This is a genomic window from Microcoleus sp. FACHB-68, from assembly GCF_014695715.1.
In the GTDB taxonomy this organism is placed as follows: Bacteria; Cyanobacteriota; Cyanobacteriia; order Cyanobacteriales; family Oscillatoriaceae; genus FACHB-68.
Map to the genome: position 1 here is coordinate 15,105 of NZ_JACJOT010000008.1, position 18,063 is coordinate 33,167.

The 18,063-nt window shown below is 45.9% G+C and carries 13 protein-coding genes, 1 tRNA gene and 1 pseudogene; 7 read left to right on the plus strand and 8 right to left on the minus strand.

Annotation, left to right across the window (positions count from 1 at the left end; genetic code table 11):
- Positions 1–222: 222 nt before the first annotated feature.
- Both H6F73_RS09110 and H6F73_RS09115 read right to left on the minus strand, forming a co-directional pair.
- Positions 223–4,254, minus strand: coding sequence for a GAF domain-containing protein (locus tag H6F73_RS09110; RefSeq protein ID WP_190758500.1), 4,032 nt, complete (start codon positions 4,252–4,254; stop codon positions 223–225).
- 695 nt (positions 4,255–4,949) lie between these two features.
- A complete protein-coding gene (locus H6F73_RS09115; RefSeq protein ID WP_190758501.1) occupies positions 4,950–5,177 on the minus strand; it encodes a hypothetical protein in 228 nt (75 codons plus the stop codon).
- A gap of 35 nt (positions 5,178–5,212) precedes the next feature.
- On the opposite strand from H6F73_RS09115, the pseudogene H6F73_RS26475 reads away from it, so the two are divergent.
- The 3 genes and pseudogenes from H6F73_RS26475 to H6F73_RS09125 form a co-directional block, all read left to right on the plus strand.
- Positions 5,213–5,986, plus strand: a pseudogene (locus H6F73_RS26475) (HMA2 domain-containing protein); the annotation flags it as partial.
- Positions 5,987–6,349: 363 nt separating this feature from the next.
- Positions 6,350–7,093: a twin-arginine translocase subunit TatC gene (gene tatC / locus H6F73_RS09120; RefSeq protein WP_190759582.1), complete on the plus strand. Its 744-nt coding sequence runs from the start codon at positions 6,350–6,352 to the stop codon at positions 7,091–7,093.
- A 609-nt stretch (positions 7,094–7,702) separates the two neighbouring features.
- Positions 7,703–8,890 carry a PAS domain-containing sensor histidine kinase gene (locus tag H6F73_RS09125; protein ID WP_190758502.1) on the plus strand — a complete coding sequence of 396 codons (1,188 nt, stop codon included), beginning with the start codon at positions 7,703–7,705 and terminating at the stop codon, positions 8,888–8,890.
- Positions 8,891–8,970: 80 nt separating this feature from the next.
- On the opposite strand, the gene H6F73_RS09130 is transcribed toward H6F73_RS09125, so the two are convergent.
- Entirely contained in the window at positions 8,971–9,288 is a 318-nt protein-coding gene (locus tag H6F73_RS09130; protein WP_190758503.1) for a DUF3067 family protein, read from the minus strand.
- Between the two features lie 350 nt (positions 9,289–9,638).
- Between H6F73_RS09130 and petC the strand changes: the two genes are divergently transcribed.
- On the plus strand, positions 9,639–10,178 hold the full coding sequence (gene petC, locus H6F73_RS09135; RefSeq protein ID WP_190758504.1) for a cytochrome b6-f complex iron-sulfur subunit: 540 nt from the start codon (positions 9,639–9,641) through the stop codon (positions 10,176–10,178).
- 131 nt (positions 10,179–10,309) lie between these two features.
- On the plus strand, positions 10,310–11,299 hold the full coding sequence (petA, locus tag H6F73_RS09140; RefSeq protein ID WP_190664948.1) for a cytochrome f: 990 nt from the start codon (positions 10,310–10,312) through the stop codon (positions 11,297–11,299).
- 315 nt (positions 11,300–11,614) lie between these two features.
- Here the strand turns inward: petA and H6F73_RS09145 are convergent, their stop codons facing one another.
- From H6F73_RS09145 to H6F73_RS27250, 5 genes are all read right to left on the minus strand, one after another.
- The gene (locus H6F73_RS09145; protein WP_190758505.1) at positions 11,615–12,799 is read right to left on the minus strand and encodes an aminotransferase class V-fold PLP-dependent enzyme; all 1,185 of its coding nucleotides are present in this window, start codon (positions 12,797–12,799) and stop codon (positions 11,615–11,617) included.
- An 89-nt stretch (positions 12,800–12,888) separates the two neighbouring features.
- Positions 12,889–12,960, minus strand: a tRNA-Asn gene (locus H6F73_RS09150).
- Positions 12,961–13,049: 89 nt separating this feature from the next.
- The gene (locus H6F73_RS09155; protein WP_147685541.1) at positions 13,050–13,601 is read right to left on the minus strand and encodes an NYN domain-containing protein; all 552 of its coding nucleotides are present in this window, start codon (positions 13,599–13,601) and stop codon (positions 13,050–13,052) included.
- Positions 13,602–13,802: 201 nt separating this feature from the next.
- Positions 13,803–15,299: a WD40 repeat domain-containing protein gene (locus H6F73_RS09160; protein WP_190758506.1), complete on the minus strand. Its 1,497-nt coding sequence runs from the start codon at positions 15,297–15,299 to the stop codon at positions 13,803–13,805.
- A 274-nt stretch (positions 15,300–15,573) separates the two neighbouring features.
- Complete coding sequence (locus tag H6F73_RS27250; protein WP_190759583.1) at positions 15,574–15,681, minus strand: hypothetical protein; 108 nt, start codon at positions 15,679–15,681, stop codon at positions 15,574–15,576.
- 816 nt (positions 15,682–16,497) lie between these two features.
- Here H6F73_RS27250 and H6F73_RS09170 point away from each other — a divergent pair.
- Positions 16,498–17,322, plus strand: a complete 825-nt coding sequence (locus H6F73_RS09170; protein WP_190758507.1) for an SDR family oxidoreductase — start codon at positions 16,498–16,500, stop codon at positions 17,320–17,322.
- 227 nt (positions 17,323–17,549) lie between these two features.
- On the plus strand, positions 17,550–17,996 hold the full coding sequence (locus tag H6F73_RS09175) for a GAF domain-containing protein (RefSeq protein WP_190758508.1): 447 nt from the start codon (positions 17,550–17,552) through the stop codon (positions 17,994–17,996).
- Positions 17,997–18,063: the final 67 nt, after the last annotated feature.

Below are 18,063 nucleotides of genomic sequence, written 5' to 3' on the forward strand. Positions count from 1 at the left end.
AGATTGCTAAAAACTGATTAGTATGAAGTTCCAGAAGAAACTTACTTGATGATAGCTTTCCTTTCCTCAGATTTATTTATTATTGATTTAATGCAGAACTAATCTTTTTTTTATTAAATCGTTTAAAAAATAGTCATCAAAAATTTTTCGACAAAAAAAGTAAATTTGTTATTGCAAATTAATCGGATTTCTTTGAATCTATCTTTTTAATTTTCGAGCTTTCTAACCTACAGGAGATTGAGATAATTCCATAATTTTATCAAAGCGAAAATTCTCCACTAAATCAGTTAAAGCGATAGCCAGAGCGGAATGTTGTGGTGGAATCTGCTCAATGAGTTGCAACATCAACAAATCGCTGCCTTGAGAGCCGGCATGATAGAGCTGTTCCGCCCAATGAGCCGGCATCACTTGTAACGATGAAGCAGAAAGCTTAAACGCACAATCAAGCAATTCATCCTGGATGGCTTCGGCTTGTTCCCTCTGTAGGGCGTTGTTGGCTTCGTAAATATATTGCACCCCTAAATGTTCGCTGATTTTCATCAACAGTTCTTGTTCTCGGAACGGTTTACGAACGAAGTCATCGCAACCGGCATCCAAGATGCCTTGTCGCTCCTCTTCAAAGGCGCTAGCAGTTAGGGCGATAATCACAGTAGACTCACTGCCGGCACTGGCTTTGATGCGCTTGGTGGCTTCATAGCCATCCATCACCGGCATCTGCATATCCATCCAGATCAGGTGCGGTTGCCAGCTTTGCCACAGGGTTAAAGCTTGTTCACCGTTCTCAGCCTCTTTCACCTCAAATCCCAATGAAGTTAAGATTTTGAATAAGAAAAGTCGGTTCGTCGGCTGATCTTCAACAATCAACAGCCGATAGATTGGTTGGTTGGGGGCTAACCCCAGGATCTTCCCACTAGCTGGTTTAGTGGGGGCAATATTAGAACCCAAAACCGGCACCACCTGAATATTAAACTCAAATACACTGCCCTCCCCAACCGTACTGCTCAGGCTAAGGTTTCCCCCCATTAGTTGCACAAACTTTTGCGAAATTGGTAAACCCAAACCTGTGCCGGCACCTGACTTCAAGCCAGAAGTGGTTTGTCCAAAGGCTTCAAATAACTTATCAAACTCCATTGGAGCAATACCTGATCCTGTATCACTCACTTCAAATCGCAATTGCATCCCCTTGCTAGCAGTGGATTCTCCCACCTCTACGCTCAGAGTTACACGGCCTTTTTGCGTGAATTTAATCGCATTTCCCAGCAGATTAATTAAAACTTGACGCAATTTACTTTCGTCTGTTTTAATAAATTGTGGCACGGATTGAGTGCGTTCAAAGTTCAGTTTTAATCCTTTATCTTTGGCTTTGATTTGCAGCAATTCAAACAGATTATCTAACAGGCGATAGAGGTCAAATTCATTTTCATGCAGTGTGGTTCGCCCTGCCTCAATTTTTGACATCTCCAAAACATCGTTAATCAATTCCAGCAGATGTTCCCCACTGCGCGAGATGATCCCCACTGACTGCCGGTGTTCTGTATTTAAGCTGGAGTCTCGGTTCATCAGTTGAGTAAAGCCGAGAATCGCGTTGAGTGGAGTCCTTAATTCGTGGCTCATATTAGCCAGAAATTCGCTTTTGGCACGGTTAGCGCTATCGGCGGCAACTTTAGCTTTCATCAGTTCCAGCGATTGTTGTTTGGTTTGGGCTAGTAGTTGCGCTTGTTGGATGGCCACTCCTAATTGTGCGCCGATCTGAACGACCATTTTAATTTCCGCCGATTGCCAGTGGCGAGGGCCGCTATTTTGGTAGGTGGCAAGTAATCCCCATAACTGGTTACTACAGAAGATGGGCACGATGATGTAGGCTCGTGCTTGGAATCGCTCTAACAGTTTTAGGTAACATTGATTGAAACCGGCTTTGTAGATGTCTGGGATGCTTTTGTAACTGTTTCCTTGTTTGTAGATTCCGCCGGCAGTTTCTTGCAGGTAGGTGTCTTGAATTAATTTAGGACTGCTTTGTAGAGTTTTGGCTGTGCAATTGCCGGTGTTGACTGCGATTTGTTTCAGCTCACTTTGTTGGGTTTGTTCCTGTACTAGCACTTTCCAGCCGGCTGCCACTGATTCTGATACGAATTCCCCACTCCAGTCTGGGTTGAAGCGATAGACTGCTACGCGTTCGCAGTTTAATGCTTGGCGCAATTCTTGGGTGGTGGCGCTAAAGATTGAATCGATCTCTAAGGTTTGCCGCATTCGCTGGATCACGAAGGCGATGGCTTTTTCGCGTTCTGCGCTCTCTTGCAAGGCTAACTCCGCCTGCTTGCGCTCTGTGATGTCGCGCACGATGGAGATCACTTCAGAGCTGCCGCAGGCTACAATCCGAGCCTCATAATCGTGAAGTTGGTCATCAATGGGTAATTCATACTCTAAGCGTTGAATCTCGCCTGTTTCAAGCACTTGATCGCAGGCGGAGCGTAGATACTGAGCAAGATTTGGTGGGAAGATTTCTTGTAACGTTTTCCCCAAAAATTGGTCGGCAGGGAGAAAAGTTTTAATGTCTTTGGCCGGCTTGAAATCAATAAAAGTGCCATCAGCGCGGCTGCGGAAAATCATATCTGGTATCGCATTCAACAGAGCGCGATTCGTTGCTTCGCTTTGACGCAGTACCTCTTCTGCTTGCTTGCGATCCCGTGATTCCATCGCTAAGGCAGCCATATAGGCCAAATAACTGGCAAAATTTTGCTCCTCAATCGGCCAGTGTCGCGCGGTTCCCCTATGTTCTAAACAAATGACTCCCACCGTTTGCCCTTTGAAGTGAATCGGGACATCCAACATGGAGGCAATTGACAAAGGAGTTAGATAGGCAGTGCTAAACTCGCGCGTTCTCGGATCGGTATGAGCATTTCTTGCTGCAATGACTCGGTCTGTCTGTAAGGCTTGGAAATAATGGGGATAGTCAGTTATAGCAAGCGTCATCCCCTTGGTATGCCGGTTAGGCGTCAATTCATATAAATCAGCACAATACAAAGAAGATTTATCTGGCTCATAAAGCCACACACTGCCTCGTTCAACGTTGAGAATTTGGGTTGCCAGTTGGGTAATGGCTTCTAAAGCGGCACTAAGATTGCCGGCATACAAGCTCTTACTTTTTGCGAGTTCAAGCAATCCAGCTTGTTGCTTTCGCAGGCGAATTCCGCTTTCTCGCAAAGCAGATTCTGCGGCAATTCTTACGTTAATTTGTGTTTCCAAGACAGCGTTTGCTTGTACTAACTCAGCGGTGCGTTGGCGCAGTCCTTGAGTCGCCTCATTGACCCGAATTTCTAATTCCTCATAAGCATGACGCAGCGCCTGTTCTGCTCTCTCGCGCTGGAGTTCGGCTGCGGCTCTGGCAGCGAACACCTTCATAATCATCTTGGCGCTTTCTTCATTTGCTAAGGGCCGGTCATTGTTAATACATAGCGTCCCGATTACCTGCTGCTTTCCATCTAACAGGGGCGTTCCGAGGTAACATACTGCTCCCATTGCTTTCAACCCCTCAGCATTGGGGAATAGTTCCCCTACTTTGTCTCGGTAGTAGCATAAAGTGCCTTGCTCGACAACCGGCTCGCAGGGAGTGCCAGCTAGGTTATATTCAAAGTTCGTCTCTGCGTTGCTACCGGCCCAAAAAGCAAGGGTTTTTAAACTTTGAGGCTGTTCGCTCCCCAGTTCTGCAACAAAGGCGGAGCGAACGTTTAAAGCCGTTGCTAGATTCTGCACTAAGGCTGGGAAAAATTCTTCTCCTGTTACAGAAGCGGTTCCTGCCAGAATACTTTGTAAGGTTTGCTCGGTCTGCTGGCGTTCTACAATTTCTTGCTGTAGTTGCCGATTGATTGCTTCCAGTCTTTCTGGAGTTTGAAGCCCTAAAAATTGAGGCAGCAGCTTTACCAGTTGTAAGGCTGTGCAACAGGAAACTAAGGCGGTTAAAGCTTGCTCGATTCCTGTTAACCAGTAAGCTGGATGCCACAGCGTCCAAATGTCTAGCAAGTGTCCTGTTCCACACAGAATAATAAACGCTCCGAATAAGGCAAATCTCCCTAGAAAGGGCACATCCTTTCGCTTATACACGGAATAGATGAGCATTGCCGGTATTGAAAAATAGGCGAGGGCAATTATTAAGTCACTGACAATATGTAGCCCTACCAGCGGGGTTTTCCACAGGTAGCAGTGACCATGAGGCATGAATTGGCTCGGTGAAACGAAGTTTTTAAATATTTCCCACATTGGCCAACGCTCTAAAATCTCTCTAAGGTTAATTGTGCTTTATTTGAAATTTTGAAGCAGCCAAAATAAATTATTTTTTGATATAAATGCATTCATTAAAACTAATCAAAAGCAACGCGCTCAATGAACGCCCACCTTTTTTGCAAATCTTCATATATTTATGATATTTTCTTTTTACCGGCTTGTCCACTCTGAGCAACTACAGCAGAACTCGGTCAAGGGAAAGAGGTAGCTTAACTGCTTAACACAAAAATATCTTTTTTTTAAATAGATTATTTTTCATAATTCATTATTTATCTACTCTACAAAAATAGTATCTTGTGTTATATAGAGTCGATAATTTCATCATTAATGGTTACTAGGAGTCTCTTATTTAGAAATCTCTACATATTTTATAATTTATGTCAATTAGAAAATGTACTGTTTTTTTTAGACAGTTTATATTAGCCTGGACGGTTAAACGTTCGCTGTGGCGGGTTGGGAAAACAGCTTCAACATCTGTTGGCTAGAGGGCACCTTGCGTATAACTTTGTTAGCACAGAGTGTGATCATCCGGCAGATAGATTTTAGCCCTGATGGTTAGATGAAATAAAAGGGGAAATCGGGTGAAGGGGAGATGGGGTGAGGAATGCGCGGAGTTTAGCCGGCTCGTTTACAAGCCAAATGAGACGCGCCTTCGCTTAGTGGGTTGCCGGCTAGTGCAAATTAGATGTACGTTTCTGTAGTGGCGCGCCGGCAAAGTAAGGAGTCGTTCGCAGAACTGCCAAGCCAGATACAATAGTTAACAGATATTGAACTGTAGGCCAGATGACGCCTTCCCCAAAACTGGAGACTTCAAAATCAGTGAGCCAAAAATCGGCACTGCTATAGTGCGCTTGAGGTTGAAACGGCTGACTGCGCTTAAGAAAAATTTTCTCGATCACTTTGAAATCTTACTAAATTGGAGTGGAGAAAGGGAATGGCTGATGAGACAGCGCCACAGGAAAAGCGCGTCATTCAAGTAGCGCACGCAATACCGGGACGTGTGCGCCTGCGAATTACGGACAAAACCTTTGAACCGGCACTCGATGCCTTAGCGGATGAGTTACGGTTGCAAGATGGCATTTATGAAGTTTGTAAAAATCACGAAACCGGCAGTGTACTGATTTCCTTTAATTCAACGATGCTGCCGTTGCCGGTGTTGTTAGAAGAACTTGAAGAGTATGGGGTTGCCGGTTTAAACTCTCAAATATCGGCAGCAAATCAAATTGATCCGCTGGCTGCCTGGAAAAAACAAAGCCAGTCATTACTGCCGGTGATTGCCGGCTTACTACTAACCAGAAGTTTAGGATTGTTCGGCTGGCGGGCGATCTTTGCCTATATAATTACTGCCGGCACAACTCGCGAAATTATAAATATATTAGATTCGGAAAAGCCGATTATGCAATCTTTTAACAGTCCAGAAAGCAATATTAAAAATGGCAGCAAGGAAGTGAACGAAGCACAGCATTCAGTTGAAAATTCCACCTCTAGAATTGAATATCGCCTTCTCCATGCAATTCGCGGACGGGTGCGGTTTGGGGTGCCTCGCCTCACCACCGATCCAGAATATGCCGCACACTTAGAGCAGTTGAGCGCAGCAGCAGCCGGTGTTACAGATGTTCGGGTGAACCCTACAGCCGCATCTATTGTTATTAGTTATACTGCCGGTGCGATTTCTGATGCTCAGATGCGTTCTCATCTTGCCGAGTTAATTCAAGCTGCCGGCAATTCTCAAATTTTGACTGAACCTGTGCCAACTTCAGAAATTGAATCTGAAGAACTTACTGATTTACCGCCTAAATTTCCAACCCTTAATTCAGAGGTTGAGCCTCAGATATATCCGCCAAATGATCAAGCCTTGCTCTCAAAAGTTGAGTCTGAAATATCTCAGGTAAGCTTGGATGAGGTCGGAGAATCTCAACGACTTGATCGATTAACACCCAGTGAGCTATTACCGGCAAGCCTTGAGGTGCCGGTTGAGAGTCAATCGTTTGATAATCAGCTTGAAATCGAAACTCTAGAAAAACGTTCAACTGATCTAGCTTTGCTGCCGGCACCAACTGATAGTAGTATCATGCCGGCATCCGTCGATCAAGATGACGAGCTTGATGAATTCCCCGATGATGTTGAGATGTCTTTGTTCGATCATTTGGAAGAATTGCGACAGCGGATTTTTTATTCGCTGATCGCTGTATTCCTAGGTATTGTTGGCTGTTTTGTCTTCGTCAAGCCAATTGTACAGATATTAGAAGTGCCGGCTCAAAGCGTCAAATTTATTCAAATTGCTCCCGGAGAATATTTCTTTGTTTCCATGAAAACTGCCGGTTACAGCGGTTTGCTAGTAGCCACACCCTTTATTCTCTACCAAATTATTCAATTTGTATTACCTGGACTGACAAAGCGCGAACGCCGGTTCTTGGGTCCCATTGTGCTAGGTTCTAGCTTTCTATTTGTAGGCGGTTTAGCGTTTGCTTATTTTGCGTTAATCCCGGCAGCCTTGCAATTCTTAATCAGCTACGGTGCCGATGTCGTTGAGCAATTGCTGTCAATTGATCGCTATTTTGAATTTATTTTGCTGCTGTTGTTTAGCACCGGCATCGCCTTTCAAATTCCCGTCATCCAAATGCTACTCGGTTTGCTGGGTATTGTTTCCTCAAAGCAAATGCTGTCTGGCTGGCGTTACGTGTTCCTGGGTGCTGCCATTTTAGGCGCGGTTCTCACGCCTTCCACCGATCCTTTAACCCAATGCCTGCTGGGTGGTGCTGTCGTTACGCTCTACTTTGGCGGCACGGGTTTAGTGATGCTTTTGGGGCGCTGACATCGGGCCGGTTAGAAGCTTTGATGCAGTTATTTTATCTAGTTATGCTTCCTGAACAATCGCCAAAGACCTAGTAAAAAGAAGTATGTAATCAGTTTAAGGGTTGCTAGCACAAGAAAATTAGATGTAAGTTTGCTTGCCAGCGACCAGGCCGGTTTTGCTGAGGGTTAACCATGCCCTGTCCTGCAGTGTGTCATAATTCTAGGTATAAGGCACTACCGCGTTTAGGGCTAGGGAGAATGTAGAATATCCCAAAATAGCATTCCATAAATGTAATCAATACATTTTATAAAATATTTTGTAATGACAGATACCCATTCACCCACTAAATTTTCGTAACCTAGTATATAGCAAGCTTTTTATAGTTAGGAATGGAAACCCAAAAACCCGGATCTATACCACTGATGAAAAGCATCACCCTGAACCTCTAAAATTCCTTACCTCTGCTATAAGGACTGGATGACATCTACCGCTCAGTAGCGTTTAACCCTAATTGTTTGCGGTCTTAATTGAATTGCCACCCCCTGATGGCTGCATACGTTAGGTTAGAAGAGAAGATCCGTTGACTGGAACCATACAGCGTTTGTGACTTATCGAGCGTGCTAAACAATGTCTTTGAAAGTCGAACTTCTAGAGCCTCACGTAACAGAGTTTGAATCTAGACTCCTCTCCAGCAGAGAGCTAGCTGAGCAAATGCCAACGCCAACTGAAGTCATGTACCGCAGCTTTGTGGAAAACGCGGTTGTGGGGATGTTTCAAGCAACAACGAGCGGGCGTTTTTTAATGGCAAATTTGGCATTAACTCGCATCTGCGGTTATGAGATGCCGGCAGAAATGACAGCTTGTGCTATTAATCTGAAAGCTTTATTGTATGTCGCTTCAGGCCGGCATACAGAGTTGATCCATTTGTTGCAGCACCAGGCAAACGTCTACAAATTTGAATCTCAGATTTATCGCCTAGATGGCAGTAAAATTTGGATTTGTGAAAACCTCCGCGCTATTTTTGATGCTAACGGCAAAATGCTCGGTTATGAAGGGACAGTCGAAGATATTACCGAGCGAAAACAGGCAGAAGTCTCACTGCAAGACGCACTGCAAAAAGAAAAAGCACTCAAAAATCATTTCGTTTCAATGGTGTCTCATGAGTTCCGAGCATCTTTAACACTGATCGCAGCGGCTAGCAGCCTCCTCAAGCTTCACAGTCAAAAAATGACCTCGGATCTGAGGCAGAAATATTTCAATAAAATTTCTGAAGTTATCAACAACACAGTCGAGCTAATTGAAGGATTTATCACCATTAGCAAGGCTGAAGTTGGAACTTTAAAAATCAACAAATCGCCTCTTCTTTTACCCAAACTTTGCAAAGAGGTTTGGCAAGATGTTCAAATTATCACTGAAACAAACCATCGGCTGATTTTTTCTAATAATTGCCCGTGGGATACAGTCATTGCTGACAAAACCCTGCTTCGCCAAATCCTGCTTAATTTGTTCTTGAACGCGGTAAAATATTCACCTGAAGCTAGTTCAATCAGCTTAGAACTTGCCGGCATCAAGGGTAAGATCATGATTCGCATCAAAGATCAGGGCGTAGGGATTCCCTTGGAGGATCGGGAACACCTGTTTGAGCTTTTTCATCGCGCTCAAAATGCTTCTGCCTGCGCCGGCACAGGATTAGGACTAGCAATTGTTAAACAAGCAGTGGAACTGCATGGCGGCAACATCTCGGTTGAAAGTGAAGTGGGAGTTGGCACAACGTTTACCGTAACGCTGCCGGTGTTACCCGATTCAAATTGTTAGTTTAATGAATCTTGTTTCCAGCACAAAAAAACAGCTTAATCGGCAAAGCTTCTCGATTAACGAAACCCAATGCCTCAACCTTAAAACTGTTCCAGCAGCCATTCAGACGCTCGTTCACCCAAGTCTAAAGGAATGCTGACCGCTTTGCCAAGGCGGGGGTTTTCGCGTGTGTGCTGAATATACTTTTCCACTTGTGCCACGCTATCCCAAGCATGAAGATAACTCGCAATCGCATCGAGATGGGCTATATAATCTCCCTCATCCATAGGAAAAGAGGCTTGTTCCAGGTACTTCCACATGACCTGAACAAAAATTTTCCCTCGAGTCCGCCGCAGTTGAATATCGTATGAGCGTCCCCATTTATTCAGCAACAGTTGGCGCAGATCGTTGCCGGTCATTGATTACAATACCGATTTTTGATTTTGGCTGTAAAGCTAACGAAGCAAACGCTTTAACAAAAGCGAGTGCCAGATGTCTGGCTGCTGAGAAACGTAACTTGATAATAAGCCTTTAACGCTAGCATATTTTTGAAGACTAGGCTAGCGCCTTTACATTTATTAAGAATTCGATACTAACTTCAAAAAATGCAATAATACTCTCACAAAGCCTGTAACGTGCATTCTGAAAGGAATTGTAGTATCCTGGCCGGTTGGTGCAGACTGACTAAAATCACAAAAGTAGTCTGCCTAAACCAATTGTCTTATGGTTGGATTAGACAAATAACTTAACACATACATCAGCATAGGTCATGGCTCAAGCTTCTGGATCTGCAGACGTGCCCAGCATGGGGCGTCGTCAATTTATGAATTTTCTAACCTTTGGTGCAGTCACCGGCACAGCGCTGGGTGCCCTGTATCCAGTGATCAAGTATTTTATCCCGCCCTCAACCGGCGCTGCCGGTGGTGGTGTGACTGCCAAAGATGCGCTGGGTAACGATATCAGCGTCACTAAATTTTTGGCCAGCCATAATGCCGGTGAGCGTGCCTTAGCGCAAGGTCTCAAAGGCGACCCCACCTACGTTGTGGTAGACACGAACCAAGCGATCTCCAATTACGGTATCAACGCCGTATGTACCCACCTGGGTTGCGTTGTCCCTTGGAACGCCAGCGAGAACAAATTTATTTGTCCTTGCCACGGTTCTCAGTATGACAACACCGGCAAAGTCGTTCGCGGGCCGGCACCCTTGTCTTTGGCACTCGCTCACGCCACAGTAGCCGATGATAAAATCACCTTCACGCCCTGGACGGAAACAGACTTCCGCACCGGCGACGATCCGTGGTGGGCCTAATCGCGTTTAACTTTTAGATTGTTCTTTGTCTTTTGTCTTTTGTCTGCAAGCTTTTGAGAAATGACGATGACAAATGACCAACGACCAATGACAATTGATTGACCTTTGTTGCTGAAATCTTCCAATTCCAGATGAAGAAATTTGACTTGTCGGTGATGTTGCTTGGCAGCTACCGGGTTGTTGCCAAAAGTGTGCTGATTGCAATCGCAACGATGGCCATTTTTTTGGCCGGCGATCTAGCCTTGCCCCAGTCTGCTGCCGCCTATCCCTTCTGGGCGCAGCAAACTGCCCCTGAAACTCCCCGTGAAGCCACGGGTCGAATTGTTTGTGCCAACTGTCACTTGGCTGCAAAACCTACGCTCGTAGAAATCCCTCAATCCGTTCTGCCAGACAGCGTGTTTGAGGCAGTGGTAAAAATTCCCTACGACACTAGCGTGCAGCAAGTCTTGGGTGATGGCAGCAAAGGCGGACTGAATGTAGGTGCCGTCGTGATGTTGCCAGAAGGCTTCAAAATCGCTCCTGAAGACAGAATTCCCGAAGAAATGAAGGAAAAAGTCGAGGGCGTCTATTTCCAAACTTATAAAGAGGGTCAAGACAACGTTGTGATCGTTGGCCCATTACCGGGTGAGCAATATCAAGAGATTATCTTCCCCGTACTTTCTCCCAATCCGGAAACAGATAAAAATGTCCACTTTGGGAAATACTCCGTTCATGTCGGCGCAAATCGTGGTCGCGGCCAGATTTACCCCACCGGCGACAAGAGCAATAATGCCGTTTTTAACGCTTCCGCTGCCGGCACCGTTGCCAAAATTAATAAGCCCGAAGATGGTGGTTATGAAGTAACGATCCAAACCGCAGATGGCAAAACAGTGGTTGACACCGTGCCAGCCGGCCCGGAATTGATCGTTTCTGAAGGACAAGAAGTTGCAGCCGGTGAACTCTTAACTTCTAACCCCAATGTTGGCGGTTTCGGTCAGAGAGACGTTGAAATCGTCTTACAAAGTGCTACCCGAATCAAAGGATTAATGGCCTTCTTTGGGATTGCCACCTTGTCTCAAATTCTGCTCGTCCTGAAGAAAAAACAGGTCGAGAAAGTTCAAGCCGCCGAGATGAATTTCTAGAGATTGCTTAGCTCAGCATTTCAGCCATCAAAAAACATCTCAAACATTACAACACCGGCTTGCTCTGAAAAACCGGCAAGCTAGTAAACTAAATTTCAAAAGCGTTTCTTCAAAAAGGAACGCTTTTTTTTAATTAAAAATCAGTCAAGCAAAAAAGCCGGTTTTCAATAAACCTCTCGTAGAATTCAAAAATCCTGAATCTGTGATTTGGATTAAAAACTCCGACTTTTGCAACAAGTCTAACAGGTTTCTTTCAGTGAAAAAATCTCCTGATCCCCGCGCTGCCGGCTCAACTTCTCACTTGAATAAAAACATTTAATCCAACACCTTCTGCAACACCTCAGCCAAATATTCATACTGCTCTAGGGAATTATAAATCTGTGCTGAAATGCGAATCAGCCGGTGAGGAGCAGCCGGCCAAGGAATCACCGGCACCTCTAACCCAAACTGGTCAAACAACGTATCGTGCAACGCTAGATAGTTGCCGTCAGACACCGGCAGCGCCGCCATCGACCCGATCATTTCATCCGGACAGGGTGCCGGTATCCCCAAGCGTTCTAGGAGTATCTGCCGCGCCGCTAGCACCAGGGTTTTATTTTTTGCCATTAATTCCGGCCAACCGCCGTCTAGCAGCGAACCCATGAACGCAATCGCCACCGGCACGCATAGGGACGCCGTTGGATCATCGGTTCCCATCCAATCAAATTCGAGCTGGAAGCGGGAACGATCCTGGCGCGGTGAGTTGGCACCGTGGCTGATAGTCAGTGGGCGAATTCCTTGCTGCCGGTCGGATCGCACATACAGAAATGCCGCCCCTTTAGGCGCACACAGCCATTTATGACAGTTGCCGGTGTAATAAGCCGCCCCAATTTCGCGTAAATTGAGCGGCAGCATCCCCGGCGCATGAGAACCATCGACCAGCGTATCCACGCCGACTTCTGCCAGCCGGCGGACTATTTCCTGAATTGGGAAAATCAAAGCAGTTTGACTGCTGACATGATCCAGCAGCGCCAGCCGGGTTTTGGGTGAAACGCGCTCTAACACCGCTTCAACCACCTGTGCCGGTGATTCGATGGGAAACGGCACTGGCGCGACCACAATGCGCGCACCAGCACGCTCTGCGATAAAATTCAGGGCGTTACGGCAAGCGTTGTATTCATGATCTGTCGTGAGCAGCTCATCCCCAGGCTCAAAATGCAACGAACGCAGCACCGCATTGACGCCGGTTGTCGCATTGGGGATAAACGCCAACTCATCAGTGCCGGCACCCACAAAGTTTGCCAGCCGGTTGCGGGCTTCATCCAACAACGGTTCCAACTCCCGGACAAAAAACCGTACCGGCTCTCGTTCCAGTTGCTCCCGCAGCTGTTGTTGAGCAGCCAGCACGCTTTTGGGACAAGCTCCGAATGAACCGTGATTGAGATAAGTCACCGCCGCGTCAAGCGACCATAACTTAGCCCAACTAGATGGCTCACATGGCAAATTTGCAGATTGGGACATGAATTGATCAAATTTCAAATCTTAGGCTCCAGATTTTAGATTAAGTGTTAAATCTAAAATTCTCGCATCTAAAATCCAAAATTTTTTAACTCCCCGGGCCGGATTCGAACCAGCGACCAATCGGTTAACAGCCGACCGCTCTACCACTGAGCTACCGAGGAACGCGTTTTTTATAATAACGATACTTTAGGGGATTTGGCAAGTACCTTTATCAACTTTTTTTTGGGGGAGGTCGTGAGCAGTGTTTGGATCACGGTCGCCGGCCCATCCGCAGCTGCGCTAAACGCTGCTGAGCTATAGGGTCTAAAGAACTTGCTAACAGACGACGAGCCGAAGGCTTCGAGGATTGCTGTTTGCGTCGCACTTGATTGCCTATCGCTTCAATATCATACGCTAGTTGTTGCGCTGACATCCATTCTGCCCCATAACCGACAACGGTGAGTTGCTGTGCCCGGTCTGATGTGGCCACAATCACCCGCTGTTTTAACTTAGTAAATTCGTGGCGACAGTTGGCACAGATTTTTTCAATGTAGGTATCTGCAGTTTGCCCAAAGCCGGTGTAGTGGACTGATACGTGGCGCGTAATTTCTTCACGAGTGCTGCCCGTGTCTTGATATTGCGCGTCGAACACAAGGCGCGTCTCAAATCCCTGGAAGGCGCTGTAATTGACTAAAGCTTCAATTAATTCCCTCCGTGCTGACTCCATGCCATCATGATCGCGTGTCTTTGTCAGGTCGGGCCAAATACCAATGATGTTGTAGCCGTCCACGAGCAGGACTGTCGGCAGTGATGGGGGTGCCATTTTTTTAAAGGTGCAATTTTTTAGGTGGGCATATTTACCTTTTTTTTATATCCTAATCTTGAATTTTTTGCTAAGAGGGGCATTGGGCATGGGGCATGGGGCATTGGGCATTGGGCATGGGGCATTGGGCATTGGGCATGGGGCATTGGGCATGGGGCATTGGGCATGGGGGTATTCTCCTACTTGGCTTTTAGCAATCCTTTAATCCCTCCAGCCGGGATTTTGGTGACGTAGTAAACTCAGCTCTAGACTTTGGCCGTTCGGGTTGGGGGCGACGTTAATAATTGGGTCTGAATGACCTGTGAGGGTGGATTTCAATTCCCCAGTTTGCACGTCCCACAGTTTTATCGTTTTTTCTGTACTGCCGGTGGCAAGGGTTTGACCATCGGGACTGATGGCAATGGCTCTGACTGTGCCTGAATGCCCTGGAAGAGTGCTTTTTAGTTCGCCGGTGTCTAGATGCCAGATGTCAATTGTTCCGTCTTGGGAGCCACTGACAAGGGTTTGATCGTCGGGACTAATTGCGATGGAAACGACTGGATCTGTCCGCACCGGCAATATTCGCAGCACTTCGCCGGTGTCTAATGACCATACTTTCAGTGTTTTGTCAATACTGCCGGTGGCGAGGATCTTGCGATCATAACTAATGGCTATCGGTCTGACTGTGCCGGCGTGTGCTGCTATCCGGCGCTGTAGTTTGCCGGTTTCTAAATCCCAAATTTTTAGTGATCCGTCGTAACCGCCACTAATTAGGATTTGTCGGTCTGCACTGATAGTAATGGAACTCACGCCGCTACTATGGCCGGCAAGGGAATGACGCAGTGATCCGGTTCCTGCATGACATTGATAAAGCTTTTTGTCTGTGCTGCCACTGGCGAGGATTTGCCCGCCTCCGCCGGTAGCGATGGGATAAAATGACCAAGACTGCCCTGATAGCGCTGCTTGCAATTCTTTGTTATTCAACTGCCACAGCTTAACGCTGCCGTCATAATTGCTACTGGCAAGGATTTCTCCATCTGCGCTAATTGCAAAGGGATAGACATAGTTGGAACTGCCGGTGAGAATATGTAACCCGTCACTGAAGCTTGATTCTGTTTTGAAAGATTCTAGATAGCTGCGTAAGCCTCCTGCATAAAGCAGGTCTGCGATTCCCAGGTTGACTTGCCCCTGACGAATTGCAATGGTATTGGTGGGGGCAAAACCGGCCACAATGGCGTGATAGATTTGCCGGTCTGCACTGACTTCTTCTTGAAGCAAAATGCAGACTATGGCAACATTTTGCTTAACTTCTTCAACAGAGATAGACCACCGAACAGAATCCATGTTGCCGTATTCTGTTTTGACCTGAATGCCAAGGTTTGAGTCAAAAAGTAAAGTAAAATCGACAGAATCTTGCGTTTTTCGGCGTCTTAGCGGATCTATTTCCACTGCCAAACTTTCTAAATAGGTGGCGATCACTGCTTGACCCAACTTTTGTTTTAAAAAGCTAGGTATTATATCACTAGCTGGAGAGTGTTGCTCGATATTTACGGCTGTCTGCCGGCAAAAGTCTCGAATTTTTGTCAACTTCTCACCTGAGAGAACCATCAATTCACTGTGGCAACCTCTGGTTTGAGAGTGCAGCAGATTTGCCGCATCTGACTTCAGCCTTTTAATAAAATCAGCTTGTTGAAATTTCAGGGGAGTTGTCCAGTCCATGTCCAGCTTCTATGAATCTCCCATGATTCTACCTAGCTAGAAGCGAATCAGCGCAGCTCGTTTCCAGCGAAAGTGCTGAATTCTGGGCTTTCCCACTGCTCTGATATCTTACAACTTTCTCAATTATAGGCAGCTTCCCACCTTCTTCAGCCAAGATGGGTTTAGGAACCGATCGCTACAAAAAATTATCAATTTACGAGATCCAGTGGTGACATTTTGCCGGCACCATAGTCCCATCAAAATTGCCGGCTAGAACCCAAGAGAACACGTTCCGTCACATTTCCCAAATGTTAATTGTTGTGTCACGGCTGCCGGTGGCTAAAGTTTCTCCATTTCGACTAAAAGCGACCGACAACACCTCTTGAGAATGACCGGCGATTATTTGTCAGTATTTGGTTGCAATTTCTGCGACTGAGACAACTTGAAAATATTCTGAGTCTTCTTTTTATTTTTTAGACATGAATTTCTGTTGCTTTAATCGCTCTCATATTTATTTTGCCGGCTCGATACTAACGATGCCCTCATGCTAACGGGTTCACCCAACCCGGTGAGGTATTCTTGCGCCTGCTGCGAAATTTAGCCGGCTATTTTAGGTGTCTGCGATCACGATCACAAAATAAATAAGAAAATTTAAACCCTTGTATGAGAAGGTTTCCAGCTTATGTAAAGAAATGTAACAGAGTTTTTATTAAAATATATTGCACTCTCTTGATTTACTTGTTAGGGTGTGCATAAGGCTGATTCTGGTAGATACTTGTATCGAGGAGATGTGCCATTTATGCTCTACATCAATCCTGTCCATTTAGTAAGGAATTGATTCCTGGTATGACTGAAAGATGTTTCTCCAAATGCTCTGCTTCAACGTTCTTCAAGAACGTCAGAGAAATATCTTGATAGCTTAAAAAACGCTGGAGGATACTCTATGCCGTTACTACATCAAATCCTTTGCGTTTTGCCGGCTCAACCCAGGCTTTCCTAAAGTATTCCTGATCACAATTTCTCAGATTCGTCTAGATAAATCCGGTTCTACTGTGAGTTTCTGGGAAATATCAGGTTTTGAAAGGTTTAGTTTCACGAATCATGCAATGAGTTGTCAGTGTTTGTGTCTTTGATTGCTCAGGGTTGTGGATACAAAATTTTGACCCAAAGCAAATGTGAAAAGTACAGCAGTGACTGCTCAACTCTGGAGGTTTTAATTATGAACGTTCAAGGAAAAACAGCTCTAATTACAGGCGCTTCCCGTGGAATTGGGCGAGAGATCGCTCTAGAAATGGCACAACAAGGAGCGAAGCGGTTGTTATTAGTAGCGCGGGATCACGAACGATTGGCTGAAGTTGCCGCTGAAATTGAAGCACTAGGCGCAGAAGCGATTATTTTGGCTTTGGATTTAGCGCAGCCGGTGGAGGTGAATATTGCCATTGCCCAGGCTTGGCGAAATCACGGCCCTATTCAACTTTTAGTGAATTGTGCCGGTGTCGCCCATCAAGCGCCTTTCTTGAAAACTAAATTGCCAAATGTGCAGCAAGAAATTGCCATTAATTTAATGGGAATGTATACGATGACGCGCTTGGTTGCGCGGCGGATGGCAACCCAACGGGAAGGCACCATTGTCAATGTTTCGAGTTTGATGGGTAAGGTGGCAGCACCGACGATGACGACTTATTCTGCGACAAAGTTTGCAATTTTAGGGTTTACGCAAGCGTTGCGTGGCGAGTTAGCGCAATACAATATCCGGGTAATCGCTTTGTTACCTTCTTTAACGGATACGGATATGGCGCGAGATTTGCATTGGTTTCGCTGGGTAGTGCCAACAACACCCAAAAAGGTAGCGCAAGCATTGATCACCGGCTTGCGAAAGAATTCCCCCGAAATTTTAGTTGGTTGGCAAAGTCATTTAGCTGTCTTGGGCAATCGCATCGCGCCTTGGTTTTTGGAAAGGGTTTTATTGATGGCTGCACCGCTGTCTAGAGATAGCCGAAAGCGCTATCACAAACTTCGAGAGGCTGACGCGATTTCACGTTAGAATCGTTTAATAAATAGGGAGCGTGGAGGCGGTTGAGCGTTGCTTATTGCTTTTCCACCTCCCTATTATTAGATGTTGGATGAATTTTTAGAGCCGGCACTGCCGGTCGTTACAAAAACTGTTAATCGAGCCGAGCGAACTTGAATGAGTTTAATCAATCTAGGATAAGGAGACTTTCCTCTTCAGATTTGAAGTTAAGATAAATTGCGGATAAGGAGATTTTAACAGTGAGTCAGAATCGTCAAATCTTGGATGATATTGCTAAATTCGCTCAGGAAATTGTCAATGCTGAAACAGCCGTCGTAGCGCTGGCGGAGTCTGGGGGAGAAGTTGTTTATTATGCGGCGGCGGCAGGTAAACACGCTGAGGCGATTGTAGATAAAAAAAATACTTCGGCAAATTCTGGTTTGTGCGGCGTTGCGTTTCAGGGACGGGTGCCGGTTTTAGTTTGCCAAACTGAAGGGGATAGCCGAGTTCGTCAGGATCATGCTAAAGCGATGGGGATTAAAACTGCTTTGGCCGTGCCGGTTATTTATGAAGATAAACTTTTGGGTGCGCTGATGGCTTTAAACCGCACAGATGGCAGTGCATTTGATGAGGAAGCCGAGAAGGTTTTAGCCGGCTACGCTGCTGAAGTGGCTCCTGTTATTTTGCAATTTTGCATTATTAGTTGAAAATAGGATGCCGACGGCTATTTTACTGGATAAAAAGTCTTTGCAGGAGAAGCCGGCATAAACCAGA